Raw genomic sequence first — 15,583 nt, 5'->3', positions numbered from 1 at the left:
TAAATAACACCCTCTCATTTTTTGGTGATTTATGGGCGATTTGTTGCGGATGAAGTTGCCAAAGGTAGTGTAAACCAGAAAGTTAACCCGCGCTTGCGGTTACTAATAACACCGATTTCGCCGCCATGTGCCTTAATAAATTTCCGACAAAGATACATTTTTAAGCCAATGCTTGTAGAGCAACAGTCTTGGGGATCGCGGACATGGAGATCGAAAAGGCGATCGCATTCTACTTTACTCATTCCCACACCGTCATCTTGAATCTGAGTGCGAATCATTCCCGCCTCAACGGTGGCATTCAGGGTAAAATTTAATCCTGGTGGATTATTTTGCAAGCCATGTGTGATTAAATTTGCCAAAACTTTCTGCAACCTAGTCCCATCTGCCATTACTAATGGTAAGTCTGCCGGAACCAAGTTCTTCAGAGTCGCTTGATTTTGTGTCAGTATGGGTTCCAACTCGGCGAATGTTCCTCCCAGTAGGGTGCTAAGTTGCACAGGTTCGAGTTTGATCTCAAGACCCTGTTTTTCACAGGAATTAATTTCTAGCAATGAGTTAATCATCGTTAGTTGGCGATCGTTGCCTTGAATCATCCGCTCGATAATTGAGCGAGATATTGGAATTGAAGATTGGGAATTGGAGATTGGGGATTGGGTATGGGAAAGAGGCAGAGGGGCAGAGGGGATGGGGGGCAGAGGGGAAAGACTCGCTGTAATTGCTCCCCTGCTCCCCTGCCCCTGATTTAACAAATTCTTCAACACCATTAAGTTACCCATTACCGAAGTTCGTAAATCGTGGGCAACGGTGTGCAACACTACATCTTTGACGCGATGCAATTTTTCAACTTCTTGCATTTTCTGCTCTAACTGTGCCGTCCGTTCTTCTACTTGATGTTCTAAATTAGTGTTGAGTTCTGCTAGTTTTTGGCATATCTGGCTTTGCTGAATGGCGATCGCTACTTGTTCTGACATCTGCTGTAACAAATCAATTTCTATCGGCAGCCAATGACGCGAACCTGAGCATTGATTGGCAATTAACGCCCCAAATAATTCATCACCAAGCATAATTGGTACAGCCAAGCTAGCCTTCGTTTGGAATTTTTGACAGTGTGCTTTGACTTTGGGAGATACTGTCATTTGCGTTATGTCTTCAAAAACACGCACAAAATTATCTTTTAGTAAATTTCGCACTTCTTTTAGATAAGCTTCATCATTAGTAGACCAACCTGAGACTGATGGATATTTGGGATCTACTGATTCGGCAAGAGTTCTGATTCCTAAATTGGCATTATTTAAACTGATGAAAACTCGATCTGCTTGGAGAAATTGTCTGACTTCCGTCACGGTAGTTTGAAGAATTTGCTCTAAGTTCAGCGAAGACCGAATTCGCACTAGGGTTTCTGCCAACAAGCGATCGCGTTGGGCACAAAGGCGGAATTGTGCTTCTACCTGTTTGCGTTCTGTAATGTCGTGATGCACTGCCAGGATGGAGGGGATACCATCTAAATCAATCACTTCGGCTGAAAGCAGCGTTGTAATGATCTCACCAGACTTTTGCCGAAATTCAAATTCTAAGTTGCGAACAACTCCCGTACCTTGCAACTGCTTTAACAAATTCAGGCGATCGCGATCGTCTACCCAAAGATTTAACTCAAAAGAAGTTTTACCAATCGCCTCATCTCGCTCATAACCTGAAAGTTTTACAAAACTGTCGTTAACTTCTATGAAGCGTCCTTCTTGTAGCGTACTAATGGTAATTGAATCGGGGCTGCAACTAAAAGCTTTCGCAAATTTTTGGGCAAGATTTTGTAAAGCGACTTCTCCTTGTTTCTGATCTGTGATATCTCGGACAATTGCTAGTACCTCATCTTGACCACTCACGACCAACCGCGCTTCATAATTTCTGATTCCCAAAGGCGTTGGTAGCTGATATTCGCAAGTTTGTAAAGTTCCAGAATCTAAAGTTTTAGCGATCGCTACTTGGCTAATGGCTGCAACATCACTAGGTAATAACTCTTGCACATGTTTTCCAACTATTTCTTCTCTCGAAAGAGTGATATTTGCTCCTTCACTTTTCAAATCTAAATACTCGCCATCGCGGCTGATGCGAAACATCAAATCGGGAATAGCGTCCAAAATTGCTTTATACCGCGCCTCACTTTCTTGCAATTTTTCTTCGGCTTGTTTCCGGTCTGTAATATCCATGACCAAGCCATTCCAAAGAAAATCACCATTGGCTTGTAGTTCCGGTTGTGAAGTACCTTGAATCCACTTAAGTTTGCCACTAGGCGTAATGATCCGACCTTCCCAATGCCAAGGTGTAAAAGTGGTGCGACAAACAGCAATAGATTCTGCAAAAGCTTTTATATCCTGTGGATGAATCAGTTTGTATAGCACCTGGAAGTCTGCCTGTATAGCTTCTGGTTCTAATTCATACAAATATTTACAACCAAAACTAATATAAGGGATAAATATAGAATCATCCTGCCGTTGCAGAATTTGGAAAATCATCCCCGGTAAATTGGCAGCAATTGTTTCCAACAAAGTGATATTCTCTGGTTGAAAATCTGGTTTATACGCTGATTTTACAATTTCATCCACTCTTAGACCCTTTGATATATAAGCAATTGGCATAATATTCAAGGCAATCATAGCCATTGTGAGATATTTTTAGCTGTCGGCGTGTAGGCGTAGCCCGTCGTAGACATCACTAACAGCAGAAAAAGCGGCTCTACTTTCAGAGTAGTTCTGGATGATGCGATCGCATTCACCCAATCGGGTGAACCATTTGTCAAAGAGCGAATCAGTTTAGGAATGCTGAGTTAGCGATCGCCCTTGACGCTTGGCGGACTAAGCCGCCACTGCGACTTCTGGCTGAGTGAGCTTTTTGATTTGTGAGAATTGCAAACCGCAGTTCCCCGACTTATTAAAGAAGCTGGGGATATTTTTGATCACAAATAATTCAGGATTACTATAGTAATCCATCAAGCTAACGAAAACCTGCTAGGTATTAAGCACTTAATGTTTAATACAAGGACTAAAGCCCTTACTACAAACTTATTTACTTAACATACAGGACTCCTATTTGATTTTTAAGAAATTCAGTACAACTTGAAGAGGCTTGTTTCCTGTTGTTTATTGCCTACCTATCGCGCTTGCACTGGGCTTCTCTGCGACACGCTCCGCTAACGCCAACGCGCACCACGCAAATAATTTCAGAAATCAAAGCGGATTACTATAGTTAACTTGACAAACTACTAGAATAAATATACTAGTTACACCCAAACTGATAACATGAATAATACCACCGTCAGTTTACCTCCTACCCTCGAATTAAACATCGACTTGACTGATGAGCAATTTTTTCAGCTTTGTCAAAATAATCGAGACTTAAAGTTTGAACGGACAGCCTCAGGGGAATTAATTATTATGCCACCCACTGGGAGTAGTACTAGTGACCGTAATGCTGATTTAACTTATCAATTAAGAGCTTGGAGTCGTCAAAATAAGCTAGGAAAATCCTTTGACTCTTCTGGTGGTTTCAAACTTCCTAATGGTGCAGAGCGTTCTCCAGATGCTTCCTGGGTGAAAATGGAGCGGTGGAATGCTTTAAGCGAAGCAGAAAAAGAAAGATTTGCTCCTTTGTGTCCCGATTTCGTGGTTGAGTTAATGTCTCCAAGTGATTCCTTAGAAAAAACGCGAGCCAAAATGAGGGAATACATCGATAATGGCGCAAGATTGGGCTGGTTAATTAATAGAGGACAGCAGCAAGTAGAGATTTATCGTTCCAATCGAGAAGTTGAGATTTTACAAAGTCCTAAAACTCTATCGGGAGAAGATGTTTTGCCAGGATTTGTTTTAGACTTGGCGGAAATTTGGTGAGTAATTCGCATATCGTACAACGCTGGCATAATTATCATAAATTATTCTCAGAAAATAAATGCTATATCTATGACGGGCTACGCCTACGCAACGATAACATCGAAAGCATCGAATGTAATATTCTTGAGATGTAGTTGCAGTAAACCGAGCAGATTTTGATCGCAACAATCAGATAGAAAGTAGTTTCTCGATCCAGTTAATCTATTTTCATTTAGAACATGAATAGATTTACTAACATGGAGAAATTAATAATAGGTTTTTGGGAGTGGATAGTTTCTGTATTATGGTGAGGCTCGGTCTTTTTTATCAAAAAAGTCAGGAAGATGTTCGGCGAAGGCTCAGTCAGGAGGAAAACCCACCATTTGCCGTACTAGCCAGTCTTTCATATTCAGGTCGTAAAACTGACATGATAATCAGGGAATCATAACCCTTTTCTGATTTTAGACATTCGCGTAGCTTTCCTTCGACAACAAAACCAGCACCTTTGTAGACAGCCTGAGCGCGATGATTTTGCTCTTTAACATCCAACCATAACCGATGTGCTTTGTATGTCTCAAACACAAATTTTTTAATTATTTCAACAGTGTCTTTGCCATAACCTTGCCCCTTTTGTGTGATGACAATGCGACGAAATTCAATACTCTGATTTAAATTAAGCAGTCCAGCTAAAATAACATAGCCAATTTTGGTTTCCGTTTGCACAATCAGATGAGCAATATCAGAATCAGCGATCGCTTGAAGATGTTGTTGATATGACCAAGGAATAATGTACTGTCGATTATCGTCATCATACTCGGCTTGCAGAACATAATCGAGATCAGCTTCTTGTGTTTTGCGTAGGCTTAAACTGTGCATATTTTAACTCAACGACCTATTATCATCACTTTATTCGCTATTGTGAAGAGTTAAGTTTATCTTAAGTGAATATTCACAAGCATTATGCTCATCTTTGTGGCTCTAGTTGTCATTGATGGTAGGGCGATGAAAGCAAATTAATTCCTTAATAAACAATATATTGAAGGAGACATCAATGCAATTACAAAAAACACCAGTCTTGGAAGAAACTTTTTGGCAAGCAGTTATCAATCGAGATCCCACTTTTGAAGGTAAGCTTTTCTATGGTGTTCGCTCTACAGGCATTTATTGCCGACCTATTTGCCCTAGTCGCAGACCGAATCGGAATCAAGTTTGTTTTTTCCAGTCAGCACAAGAGGCTGAAAGCGCAGGTTTTCGACCTTGTAAGCGGTGTCAGCCAAAATCTGAAACATTTCCAAATACAGCCAAAATCTTATCAGTATGTCGATATATTGAAGCACAAGTTGATCACATACCAACTCTCTCAGAATTATCCTCTCAGGTGGAAATGAGTCCCAGTTATCTACAAAGAATATTTAAGCAAATAATTGGCGTATCCCCTTTTCAATATGCAGATGCGCTGCGTAGCCAACGATTGAAACACCGTCTCCAGTCAGGAGAAGAAATTGCTGATGCAGTTTACGATACGGGGTATGGTTCAAGTAGTCAATTGTATGAGAAAGCACCTAAGCAACTGGGAATGACACCAAAGATTTACCAACAAGCTGGAAAGACAATCAACATTGTCTATGCGATCGCTCCATGTCTACTAGGATATTTGCTGGTGGCAACAACAGAGAAGGGTATTTGCGCCGTTAAACTAGGTGATGAAGCAGACAAGCTTGAAGACATTTTGAACCAAGAATTTCACCAAGCGTACATCATGCGTGATGATCACACACACAAAGACTGGATACAAGCAATCCTCGACTTGATTGCGGGAGATAAAACACATCTCGATTTACCACTTGATGTCCGTGGGACAGCATTTCAGAAACAGGTTTGGCAAGCATTACAAAAAATTCCATACAGCGAAACGCGCACATATACCGATATTGCCCGTGATATTGCCAAACCCCAAGCAGTCCGCGCAGTGGCAAATGCTTGTGGAGCTAATCCAACAGCGCTGATTGTACCCTGTCACCGTGTGCTGCGGAGTGATGGCAGTCTTGGCGGTTATCACTGGGGAATTGAGCGCAAACAAAAACTGCTTACACAAGAATCGAAATTTCTCAAAGATGACTCCAACACCTGAACTAGAATCGTTAACTGAAGAAAGTCTAACCCGTGGTTTAATGGTGCTTGCCAAACTTGATAGCGATTTGGCTCGGATTTTAGAGACACTGGGGCCTCCACCAATCTGGTCAAGAGAACCGGGTTTTGCAACGCTTCTGTGCATAATTCTGGAACAACAAGTTTCCTTGGCAGCAGCAAAAGCTGTATTTAACCGATTATGTGGCGTGGTTGTAACTCTAACGCCAGAAAACTTTCTAATATTGGATGATGCTCAATTAAGAGAGATTGGATTCAGTCGGCAAAAGATTCTATACTGTCGTGGGTTGGCGAATGCGATTGCAAGTGGTCAGCTTGATCTAACCAAGCTGGAAAGAATGGACGAAACTACTATCAGAACTGAGTTAAAGCGTCTCAAAGGTATAGGGGACTGGACAGTTGATATTTATTTGCTCATGGCGTTGCAACGTCCTGATGTCTTTCCTAAAGGCGATTTAGCGATCGCGATCGCATTACACAAACTCAAAAACTTGGCGACACGCCCAACACCAGCACAACTCGAAGCAATGACACAGCACTGGCGACCCTGGCGAGCGGTAGCTGCAAGACTTCTATGGCACTACTACCTAAATAATGGTAATACCAAGTCTCCGTAAACTTGCACTTAATGATTACTCCTTTGTACTTGGCAGTTTGTTTAATAAATATAAATTAAATGGTAGAAAATAAATTAAGCCTAACAGAACAAAAACCTGATAAAGCTTCAAACATCCTGCCGATAATCACAGTAATAATTGCATTATTAGCTTTATCTTCAACAGCAATATTTATTAAAATTGCTGTTAACGAAATGAGCGCTGTTGCTACATTATTTAATCGCTTATGGATAGCGACTATTATCTTTGGATTATGGAGTGGAATTAACCAAGCCCGGACTCACATTAAAGACGATGAACCTGTATTACCACAGCAACGTTATCCCATCAAAGAGATAGCTTTCTTAATAGCAGTGGGTTTAGTGCATGTAATCGGTAGATTATCTTGGACTTGGTCGCTAACTCAGACTGGTGCTGCGAATGCTAACGCGTTAGGTAGTCTGAATCCGCTATTTACTACATTAGGAGGATGGCTATTTTTTAATCAAGTTTTTGGACGCAAATTTATTCTTGGTCTGATATTAGCAATAGTGGGTGCGATCGCAGTCGGATTTGAAGATTTATTACGCTCTAATAATAATTTTACAGGTGATGCGGTTGCTCTCATGTCATCGGTTTTTTATGCGGCAAACTTTTTACTTATCGAGCAAATTCGCAATAAGTTTTCAATTATTACCATCCTCGTTTGGCGCTGCGTGATTGCAACTTCATTGATGATCCCAGTAGTCTTAATTTTTGAAAAACAAGTTTTCCCAGTTACTTTATCGGGGTGGTTAGTAGTATTTGCCCTAGCTGCTATTTGCGAAGCCTTGGGGCATGGGCTAATTGTATACAGCCTGAAAACTTTTTCTTCAGGATTTATCTCTTTGCTGTTGTTACTCAATCCAGTGATTGTTGCTATTCTTGCTTGGATACTTTTCTCAGAAAACTTGAGTATTTTTAACTTGTTAGGATTGTCTCTAATTTTAGGGGGTATATATCTAGCAATTTCTAATAAAGAATCGATCAAATCTAGCGTTAATCCCCCCATCCAATCTGCCGCAGAAAGCGAATCTTAGAAAGTTCGTAGTAAGGACTAAAGTCCTTACTACAAACCCTCAAAATTATCTTAAAAATTTGTAATCACGTGGGTTACAATTTACCCGTGAATACCTTCTCAGCCGGGCCTGTCATATAAACCCGTTGATCTAATTCTGACCATTCAATTTGTAAGGGGCCACCCGGTAATTCTATAGTTGCGGTGCGATCGCATTTTCCAGTTAACACACCAGCCACCAAAGAAGCACAAGCACCAGTCCCACAAGCTAATGTAATCCCAGCACCCCGTTCCCACACCCGCATTTTCAAATAGTCACGGCGTACCACTTGAATAAATTCGGTATTTATGCGTTGGGGAAAAGCTGGATGATGCTCAAATTTTGGGCCGATGCTTTCTAGTTCAATTGCTGCGACATCTTCCACAAAGGTAATGCAGTGAGGATTTCCCATATTTACACAGGTGACTTCCCAAGTTTTCCCCGCTACCTCCAACGGCTGAGAAATAACTTTTTCTTGGGCGGGTGCAAGATTAGTCGGAATTTCGCTAGCGAGTAACCTGGGTAAACCCATATCCACCTTTACTAGACCATTAGGCAGGATTTGGGGAATCATCACACCAGCTAGGGTATGAATGCGATATGTGATTGAGGATTGCGAAAATTCTTGCCCAGTCCCTAGTCCCCAGTCCCTAGTCCCCAGTCCTTCTAAATCTGCCAAAAAGCCAGCTAAACAACGAATACCATTGCCACACATTTCCGGTTCTGAACCATCGGAATTAAAAATCCGCATGGTGTAGTCAGTGCCATTTTCTCCCGGTAGGGCAAAAATTACACCATCAGCACCGATACCAAAATGGCGATCGCACAACTTGATGGCTTGCTCTGGAGTCACTACAGGCAAAGATGACGAGCGATTGTCAATCAGAATAAAGTCGTTGCCTAGACCGTGATACTTAGTAAATTCGATTGCCATTTCTTCAAGGATGAATTATCAAGGATTAGTTACTCTTTATTTTGCCTTGTAGGTTCATCTTTACTAAAAATGCTTACCCAATTTGACACCACTTTACCCAGTATTATACAAGTCCAAAACCTGATTAAACAAACAACGCCAGTGGAACTAAAGCTGCTGACTGGTGATGTGTTGACAGGAAAGGTTTTATGGCAAGACCCACAGTGTATCTGTATTGCTGATGAAAACAGTCAGCCAAGCACTGTTTGGAAACAAGCGATCGCTTATATCAAGCCGAAAGTGAGTTAGGAGTGAGGAGCAGGGGGAATACTCCTTCTACTCTGCCGCAAAACAAAGCCGAGCAAGGATTTCAATCCCCTCTCCCTGCCTCTCTGAACCCCTATTCCTCGTCACAGAACTTAGAGGATGTTTGAAAAGTCATGATTGATGCATCAAATATTTTTTTACCCCTCCCTAACCCTCCCCGATGCATTGGGGAGGGAACTAGATTTTCTTGTTTCCCCCCTTGCCAAGGGGGGATTAAGGGGGGTAACAACGCAATTCAAATCACAGTCAATCACTTTTCAAACAACCTCTTAGAGTTTTGCAGCACAAACCCACCGATTGCGTCCTTGTTCTTTAGCCTTATACAAAGCTTTATCGGCTGCATTAATCAAGTCTTGAGATGAACCTTTATCTGTTGGTCTTTGAATCGCAACACCTAAACTGACGGTCACAAAATATTGAAAGTTATTCTTCTTATTATGGGGAATCTTTAATTCTTCAATAGACTTTTGAATCAATTTCGTTACTTTAATCGCACCTGATTCGTTTGTATTTGGCAAAATTACAATAAATTCTTCACCACCATAACGAGCTAGTAGATCGGTAGGACGCTTTAATACAGATTGTGCTGCACGAGCAACTTGTATTAAGCATTCATCCCCGGCTAGATGTCCATAAGAATCGTTATAATCCTTGAAATAATCAATATCAAATAGAACTAAAGATAAATAACTTTCAGTTAGTCTTAATCGATTCCATTCCTGCTCTAAAAATTGAACAAAACAATGACGGTTTGCGATTTGAGTTAGAGCATCTAGCTTACTAATTTTTTCTAGCTGATAATTTGCAAGTTCTAAAGCATGGTTTGCTTCAGCAAGTTGATTAGCTTGAGAGCGGAATTGTTCTAATAATTCCGTAAGGATTCAGGTGCTGGGGTATTGACAAGTGTGGTAGGGGAAGCAGAATATAGCAATTATGGAAAAAGACCTGCCACTAAAACTAGACATTGAAACCCTAAAACAGTTGGAGAAAGAGCAACTGGTAGAGATGCTTATGGAGCAGGCAAAAGCTATAGAACAGCTAAAATCCAGAGTAATAGAACTAGAATCTGTAATAGAGAAACTCAAAGTTAGTAGAGACTTAGACAGCACAATATCATCAAAACCACCGTCGGCAGACATCCTCAAAAAAACCGAGAAAAAACTTGAAGATGAACCAGAGGAGAGTGAAAGGCCAAAACGGAAACCAGGAGGACAGCCAGGACATCCGGGAAAAACGAGAAAGGGTTTTGGGAGAGTAGATAGGTTTGAGATATTAAGACCGCAAGTGTGTTTTTGTTGTGGTCAAAAGGAATTCAGTAACAAACCAATAAAAATAGAAACCCAGCAAGTAGCACAGTTGGTAGAAAGACCCATCGAAATCGTAGAATATCAAAGACATACCTGTATTTGTAGCGAGTGTGGGTCAACACAAACAGCAGACTGGTCGCCAGAAATAGTACCGGGACAAGATATAGGAATCAGACTGCAAGCTTTCTTGGGATGGATAAATAATTACGGGCATTTACCATACGAAAAACAACAAGAATTGTTGTGGGAACTAGGACAAATAGAAATTGGCGTGGGAACATTAGTAGCCACGAATGAACGAATAGATGGTGCAGTAGCTCAAAGTATTGATAGTCTCAAAGAATGGATTAAACTTACCCAGCCAAATATCCATGTGGATGAAACACCTTGGTTAGTCAAAGGTGTAAAAGAATGGTTATGGATTTTTGCCAATACCGACTTCGCTTTATTTCATGCGGCTGATACTCGTTCTCGTGCTGAATTAGAATCTATTCTAGGCTCAAGCTATGAGGGTGTACTCAGTTCTGATGACTTTAGTGCCTACAATGGTTATAAGGTCATTGCTCAACAGAAATGTCAAGCACATTTACGCCGTCACTTCAAGAAACTAATCAAGATTCCTGGCTTGAATAACAAAGAGATTGGGTCAGCATTTGTCAGCCTGATAGATGAAGGTTTTAAAAACTATGCTCTCTTCCAACAAACTAAAAACATTGATGAGTTCTGGAGTTGGGCATCCGAGTTCAAACTAAAAGTTGAATCTTCCATTCATTCATGGATTGATAAAGCTGGAGGAGAAGCAGGTAAACTTTTACGCTCCTTACGTAATAAAGCTCATCAATGGTGGTATTTTTTAGACCACCCGGACATCCCGCCTGATAATAATTTAGCTGAACGAACATTACGTTTAGCAGTCACAAAACGAAAAGTCAGTGGTGGTTCTCGTTCTCTGAAGCGATTCCAAGATACTGCTAATTTATTGACTGTTATACAAACTTGTCGCCGTCAAGGACGCTCTGTTATTGACTTTTTTGACCAAGCTATCAAAGCGATGGTTAACTCTTCTGTGCAGACCCCTTCTTTAATTCCTCTCGTTTAGACCTGAATCCTTACATAATTCCGAATGTTCTAAAGCTACATTAAACTGAGCCGCTAACTGTTGGATGAATTGAATTTCTGACGTTTTCCACTCGCGGGAACAATAGCACTGATGAACACATAGTAATCCCCATAAAGTTTTTCCTTTCATTAGAGGGGCAACAATTTGCGCCTTGATTTGAAATTGCTCTAACAATTGAATGTGGCAATCCTCTAGCCCAGCTTGATAAACATCTGATACTACTTGTACACGCCCTTGGTGATAAGCAAGTGCATATTTTTCACCAAAACAATCATCTCTCACCTTGATGTCGATCGTAGAATCGTAGTCAGGCAATACATTTTCAGAGACAAATTTTCCAGAGGTATAGTTCGATTCCGGGTCAAATCGAAAGATACTGACGCGATCGCTACGGAGAGCCTTACGAATTTCTCTTACAGTAGTCTTAAACAAGGTGTCTAGATTTAGAGATTCACGAATTTCAGCCACTAAATTAAACAGAATCTCCTGCTGCTGATTTGCTTTATACAGTTCTGCTGCTTTTTGTTCTGCTTGAGCTAAAAATTCTGCTTGTTTCACTGCAAATCCTAATTGCGTTGCAATCTGAGAGAGAAACTGAATTTCTAATTTTTTCCATTCATGTGGCTGTGAATGCTGATAAGCTGCAAGCACTCCCCACAGTTTTTTTCCCACAAATATTGGTGCAGTTGCATAAGCTCGAATATGGAACTGTTCTAAAATTTCTAAATGACATTGAGACAAGTCTGCTGCATAGATATCTGAAGCAATTAAAGTTTCATTATTACGATACCTTCCACCTTGATGTTCTTGTAGATAAGAGTCATTCCAAACTGTATTTTTTCCTAATGTCTCTACATCATCCCATCCGGTCTCTGCAAACTCAAAGTCACTGACAAATTCTCCACTCCAGTTTTCATAAAAACGATAAACGGCAATCCTTTCAACACGGAGTAACTTGCAAGTTTCCTTAGTGGCTGTACGAAAAATTGTTTCTAGATCAAGAGAAGCTCGAATTTTGCTAATAACTCGGTAAAGCGCCTTTTCTTGCTCTTCTAACTGCTGAATTTGGACTTGTTTATCATGCAGTTGAGTTTCTAAATTACTAACACTAGGCTGTCCTAAAAGCTTACAGAGTAGATTAGCACATACCTTCGTAATAATACCTAAACTTTTGTCCCACATTACAAGTATATTTTCAGTAATCTTTTAAAGATGAAAATTGATAGCTACAATGCTGCCACAATGTAACTTTTTGTAGTTTATAACCATTATCGCGTAAGAAATTTTCATGGTCACTTCTCCCGGATTTCTCACAAATGATTTTAGATAACATACAACATATACAGTACAGTAATTATCATTATCGCCAAAGTCTGTAAAAGATGAAATAATAAATGAAAAAGTATTGTAATGACAAAATAAATTTATGAAAAGTTAAGCTAAATTTTTAGGTCAATTCTATTATCAAACAAGGTCAGTAGACTGAAAACTTCTGCAATTGACAAAGGTCAAGCAGATGACCCCATTAATTAGGGCTTGCTACAAAATAGAATCAAAATTTAGAGTTGTCAAAGCCAAGAGATTGCCAGTCTTCAAGATTGATTTGGCCGATTTTGTCGCATCCACTTGACAATACAGATTGATGATGTCCCTATTAGAGACAACATCTTGAAGCTTGATATTATCAAAAGCGAACGTAATTCGGAATTACAGGAGTTTTCAGGTATAAGGTACTGAACTGGCGATCGCAAATAACTGTTCTAGTTTACTTAAACCTGTCAAGCTACCACATAACAATACTTGGTCGCTGACTCGCAAATCCATACCACCATCAGGATAGCGGATAAATTTACCATCTCGCCGGATCGCCTGTACCTGTACTCCAAATTGCTTGGCGATATCTAAATCTGCAAGGGTTTTACCTAGTGTTGGGGCATTTGCATTGACTGTAACCCACTGACAAGCACTATTTTCTCCGGGAACAGCCGCTTGTCCCTGAGCGAATTCTGCCAAAGCCGCCAGTTCTTCATCTGCTCCCACTACCAGTAAGCGATCGCCTTCTTCCAATCTGGTTTGATTATTGGGATAATCGATTTCATCGCCATTAGCGCGGCGAATTGCCATCAAACTCGCTCCTGTTAAGTAGCGCATATCTGCTTCTTCTATGCTCATACCAATTAAGGGCGAATTCTCTGGGAGAGGATACCAGCGCTGATTTAAATCGAGAGTTGCTTGGCGCAAATCGCGGGCGACTTCAGTTGCAGAACGCTCTGGGCGCAAATCTAAATAATGATCGTTGCGGATTTGCTGCATTTCCCGTTGGACGACAGCTGGCGACAACAAGCCTAAACCAGTTAATAAATAAGTTGCCATTTCTAAGCTGGCTTCAAACTCTGGTTGCACAACTTCCCTAGCTCCCAATTGATATAGCACCTCAATATTTTTATCCTGGGTAGCACGAACAACCAAATCTAATTCTGGGCGCAATTCCAAAGCGCGTTTCAAGCAAAGACGAGTACTCATGGGATCTGGAAGTGCGATCGCCATTCCTTTGGCATGATTCACGCCAGCAGTTTCCAGAACGTGTAAACTGACGCAATTGCCATAAACATAAGACACCCCAGCCTCACGTAACTGCTGAATTCTACTCTCTGATTGGTCGATTACCAAAACAGGTAGATCGTGTTGCTGCAATAATTTCACCAAATTTTTGCCAACTCGCCCATAGCCGCAAACTACCACATGGTCTTTGAAGGGCAAATCTTCCGACACATCTCGCGCCTCATCTTCTTCTAAATAAGGTTTCAACCAGGGCATTGATTCGGCAAAGTTAAATAAAAATGGCACTAACCGCAATACAAAGGGAGTAAGCATGAGAGTCACTGCGGTGGTTCCCAAAATTAATAAGTATATTTGTCGGGACACCAACCCCAAAGACTGCCCTTCACTAGCGAGAACAAAGGAAAATTCCCCAATTTGCGCCAATCCCAAACCAGCGATTATGGCTGTTTTCAAAGGATAGCGAAACAGTTTCACTAAAGGCGTGATAATCAAAAATTTACCAACGAAAACTAGTGTCACCAACCCCAAAATTAATTCTAGGTTGTTCCACAAAAACACTGGGTCAATTAACATCCCAATGGCAGCAAAAAATAAACTGGCAAAGATATCTCGCAGGGGTTCGACATAAGTCAGAGTTTGATCGGCGTACTCCACCTCAGAAATCATCAAACCGGCGACAAATGCCCCCATTTCAATAGACAGTCCCAAATGCTCTGTCAACAGAGCAATGCCCAAACATAAAGCTACAACCCCTAATAAAAATAGTTCTTTGCTTTCAGTCCGGGCTAACAGTCGCAATAAAGGCGGTATCAGCCAAATCCCTGCTGCTACTGCGCCAGCAGCAAATAAACCAATCGAAGCTAGCGCTGTCAGTACGGCGATGCCAATGGTTTCTGCTGGTTGGTTGAGGGCTGGTAAGACTGCTAACATTAGTCCCAGCGCCAAGTCCTGGACTACCAAAATCCCTAGCATCACTTGCCCGTGAGGCGTTTCTGTTTCGTTGCGTTCCATCAAGCACTTGAGGACAACTGCTGTAGAAGACAAGGACAGAATACACCCCAAAAACATCCCCTTCGCGGGTAAGGCTCCCCAGGCTCCTGTTACCCCACAGACTAAAACTGTTACCAAAATCGTCAGAGCAATCTGGAGTCCACCTCCACCAAGAGCGATCGCTTTTACCTTCTTGAGTTCCGCAAAGGAAAATTCCACACCCAAAGCGAATAATAAAAAGGCAACCCCGAACTGCGCCAGAGTCTCTACTTGAATAAGTTCTTTAATCAATCCCAGTCCGGCTGGCCCAATGATCATCCCGCCAATGAGATACCCCAGCAGCACCGGTTGTCGCAAAAGTGCCGCCAACAGTCCGCCACAAGCTGCAACGCCTAGAACTAAAACTAAATCAACAATTAACCTAAAATCTTCTTGCACAAGTTTTAAAAGAACTATTAATTAAGACCTATTAATTCAGGATACAAAGTTTTATGATCTCAAACAGCTTGTTTGGTGAAAGATCGACAAAATTTCTTTACTTTAAAAGGAGCAAGGAGCAGTTAATTAGAAAAGAGATATCAAGCTTTTTGAAGGTATCTTGATTTACGAGGATCAAAGGTGAATGAATCCAGTTCAAAGGCTCATTCACGAGGATCAAAGACT

General features: G+C 41.1%; 13 protein-coding genes. 6 read left to right on the top strand and 7 right to left on the bottom strand.

Translation table 11 applies throughout. The features are described 5' to 3' along the window. Nucleotides 1–29 precede the first annotated feature (29 nt). Both RRG12_RS03170 and RRG12_RS03165 read right to left on the bottom strand, forming a co-directional pair. Nucleotides 30–2,657, bottom strand: coding sequence for a PAS domain S-box protein (locus RRG12_RS03170; RefSeq protein ID WP_420758323.1), 2,628 nt, complete (start codon nucleotides 2,655–2,657; stop codon nucleotides 30–32). After that, nucleotides 2,648–2,794: a hypothetical protein gene (locus tag RRG12_RS03165; RefSeq protein ID WP_176727148.1), complete on the bottom strand. Its 147-nt coding sequence runs from the start codon at nucleotides 2,792–2,794 to the stop codon at nucleotides 2,648–2,650. The genes RRG12_RS03170 and RRG12_RS03165 overlap by 10 nt, the downstream gene beginning before the upstream one ends. Nucleotides 2,795–3,293: 499 nt before the next feature. Here RRG12_RS03165 and RRG12_RS03160 point away from each other — a divergent pair, with 499 nt between their 5' ends. After that, nucleotides 3,294–3,881 carry a Uma2 family endonuclease gene (locus tag RRG12_RS03160; RefSeq protein ID WP_420758322.1) on the top strand — a complete coding sequence of 196 codons (588 nt, stop codon included), beginning with the start codon at nucleotides 3,294–3,296 and terminating at the stop codon, nucleotides 3,879–3,881. 342 nt (nucleotides 3,882–4,223) lie between these two features. Here RRG12_RS03160 and RRG12_RS03155 read toward each other — a convergent pair whose 3' ends face one another. Then, nucleotides 4,224–4,736 (bottom strand): GNAT family N-acetyltransferase, encoded by a 513-nt coding sequence (locus tag RRG12_RS03155; RefSeq protein WP_069073350.1) that lies wholly within the window; start codon nucleotides 4,734–4,736, stop codon nucleotides 4,224–4,226. Between the two features lie 175 nt (nucleotides 4,737–4,911). On the opposite strand from RRG12_RS03155, the gene ada reads away from it, so the two are divergent. Genes ada through RRG12_RS03140 form a run of 3 tightly spaced genes read left to right on the top strand, consistent with a single transcriptional unit; the run spans nucleotide 4,912 to nucleotide 7,683 of the window. Beyond that, nucleotides 4,912–5,991 carry a bifunctional DNA-binding transcriptional regulator/O6-methylguanine-DNA methyltransferase Ada gene (ada, locus tag RRG12_RS03150; protein WP_420758321.1) on the top strand — a complete coding sequence of 360 codons (1,080 nt, stop codon included), beginning with the start codon at nucleotides 4,912–4,914 and terminating at the stop codon, nucleotides 5,989–5,991. Then, nucleotides 5,975–6,625, top strand: a complete 651-nt coding sequence (locus RRG12_RS03145) for a DNA-3-methyladenine glycosylase family protein (RefSeq protein ID WP_069073352.1) — start codon at nucleotides 5,975–5,977, stop codon at nucleotides 6,623–6,625. Before ada ends, RRG12_RS03145 begins: the two co-directional genes overlap by 17 nt. 59 nt (nucleotides 6,626–6,684) lie before the next feature. Next, a complete protein-coding gene (locus RRG12_RS03140) occupies nucleotides 6,685–7,683 on the top strand; it encodes a DMT family transporter (protein ID WP_420758320.1) in 999 nt (332 codons plus the stop codon). Between the two features lie 73 nt (nucleotides 7,684–7,756). Here RRG12_RS03140 and dapF read toward each other — a convergent pair whose 3' ends face one another. Then, on the bottom strand, nucleotides 7,757–8,635 hold the full coding sequence (gene dapF, locus RRG12_RS03135) for a diaminopimelate epimerase (RefSeq protein WP_420758319.1): 879 nt from the start codon (nucleotides 8,633–8,635) through the stop codon (nucleotides 7,757–7,759). A gap of 69 nt (nucleotides 8,636–8,704) precedes the next feature. Here dapF and RRG12_RS03130 point away from each other — a divergent pair, with 69 nt between their 5' ends. Next, nucleotides 8,705–8,923 carry an Hfq-related RNA-binding protein gene (locus RRG12_RS03130; protein WP_420758318.1) on the top strand — a complete coding sequence of 73 codons (219 nt, stop codon included), beginning with the start codon at nucleotides 8,705–8,707 and terminating at the stop codon, nucleotides 8,921–8,923. 287 nt (nucleotides 8,924–9,210) lie between these two features. Here RRG12_RS03130 and RRG12_RS03125 read toward each other — a convergent pair whose 3' ends face one another. Next, nucleotides 9,211–9,726 (bottom strand): diguanylate cyclase, encoded by a 516-nt coding sequence (locus RRG12_RS03125; protein ID WP_420758393.1) that lies wholly within the window; start codon nucleotides 9,724–9,726, stop codon nucleotides 9,211–9,213. Nucleotides 9,727–9,874: 148 nt separating this feature from the next. Between RRG12_RS03125 and tnpC the strand changes: the two genes are divergently transcribed. After that, a complete protein-coding gene (tnpC, locus tag RRG12_RS03120) occupies nucleotides 9,875–11,347 on the top strand; it encodes an IS66 family transposase (RefSeq protein WP_420758317.1) in 1,473 nt (490 codons plus the stop codon). On the opposite strand, the gene RRG12_RS03115 is transcribed toward tnpC, so the two are convergent. Together RRG12_RS03115 and RRG12_RS03110 are read right to left on the bottom strand one after the other, a co-directional pair. Further along, a complete protein-coding gene (locus tag RRG12_RS03115; RefSeq protein ID WP_420758316.1) occupies nucleotides 11,330–12,550 on the bottom strand; it encodes a GAF domain-containing protein in 1,221 nt (406 codons plus the stop codon). The two genes, tnpC and RRG12_RS03115, sit on opposite strands and share 18 nt — an antisense overlap. A gap of 537 nt (nucleotides 12,551–13,087) precedes the next feature. After that, entirely contained in the window at nucleotides 13,088–15,358 is a 2,271-nt protein-coding gene (locus RRG12_RS03110; protein ID WP_420758315.1) for a cation:proton antiporter, read from the bottom strand. Nucleotides 15,359–15,583 lie beyond the last annotated feature (225 nt).

It is taken from the genome of Nostoc sp. CALU 546 (assembly GCF_048836525.1).
The sequence above is the reverse complement of the archived record's forward strand: the minus strand, read 5'-3'. Positions and strand labels throughout refer to the sequence as shown.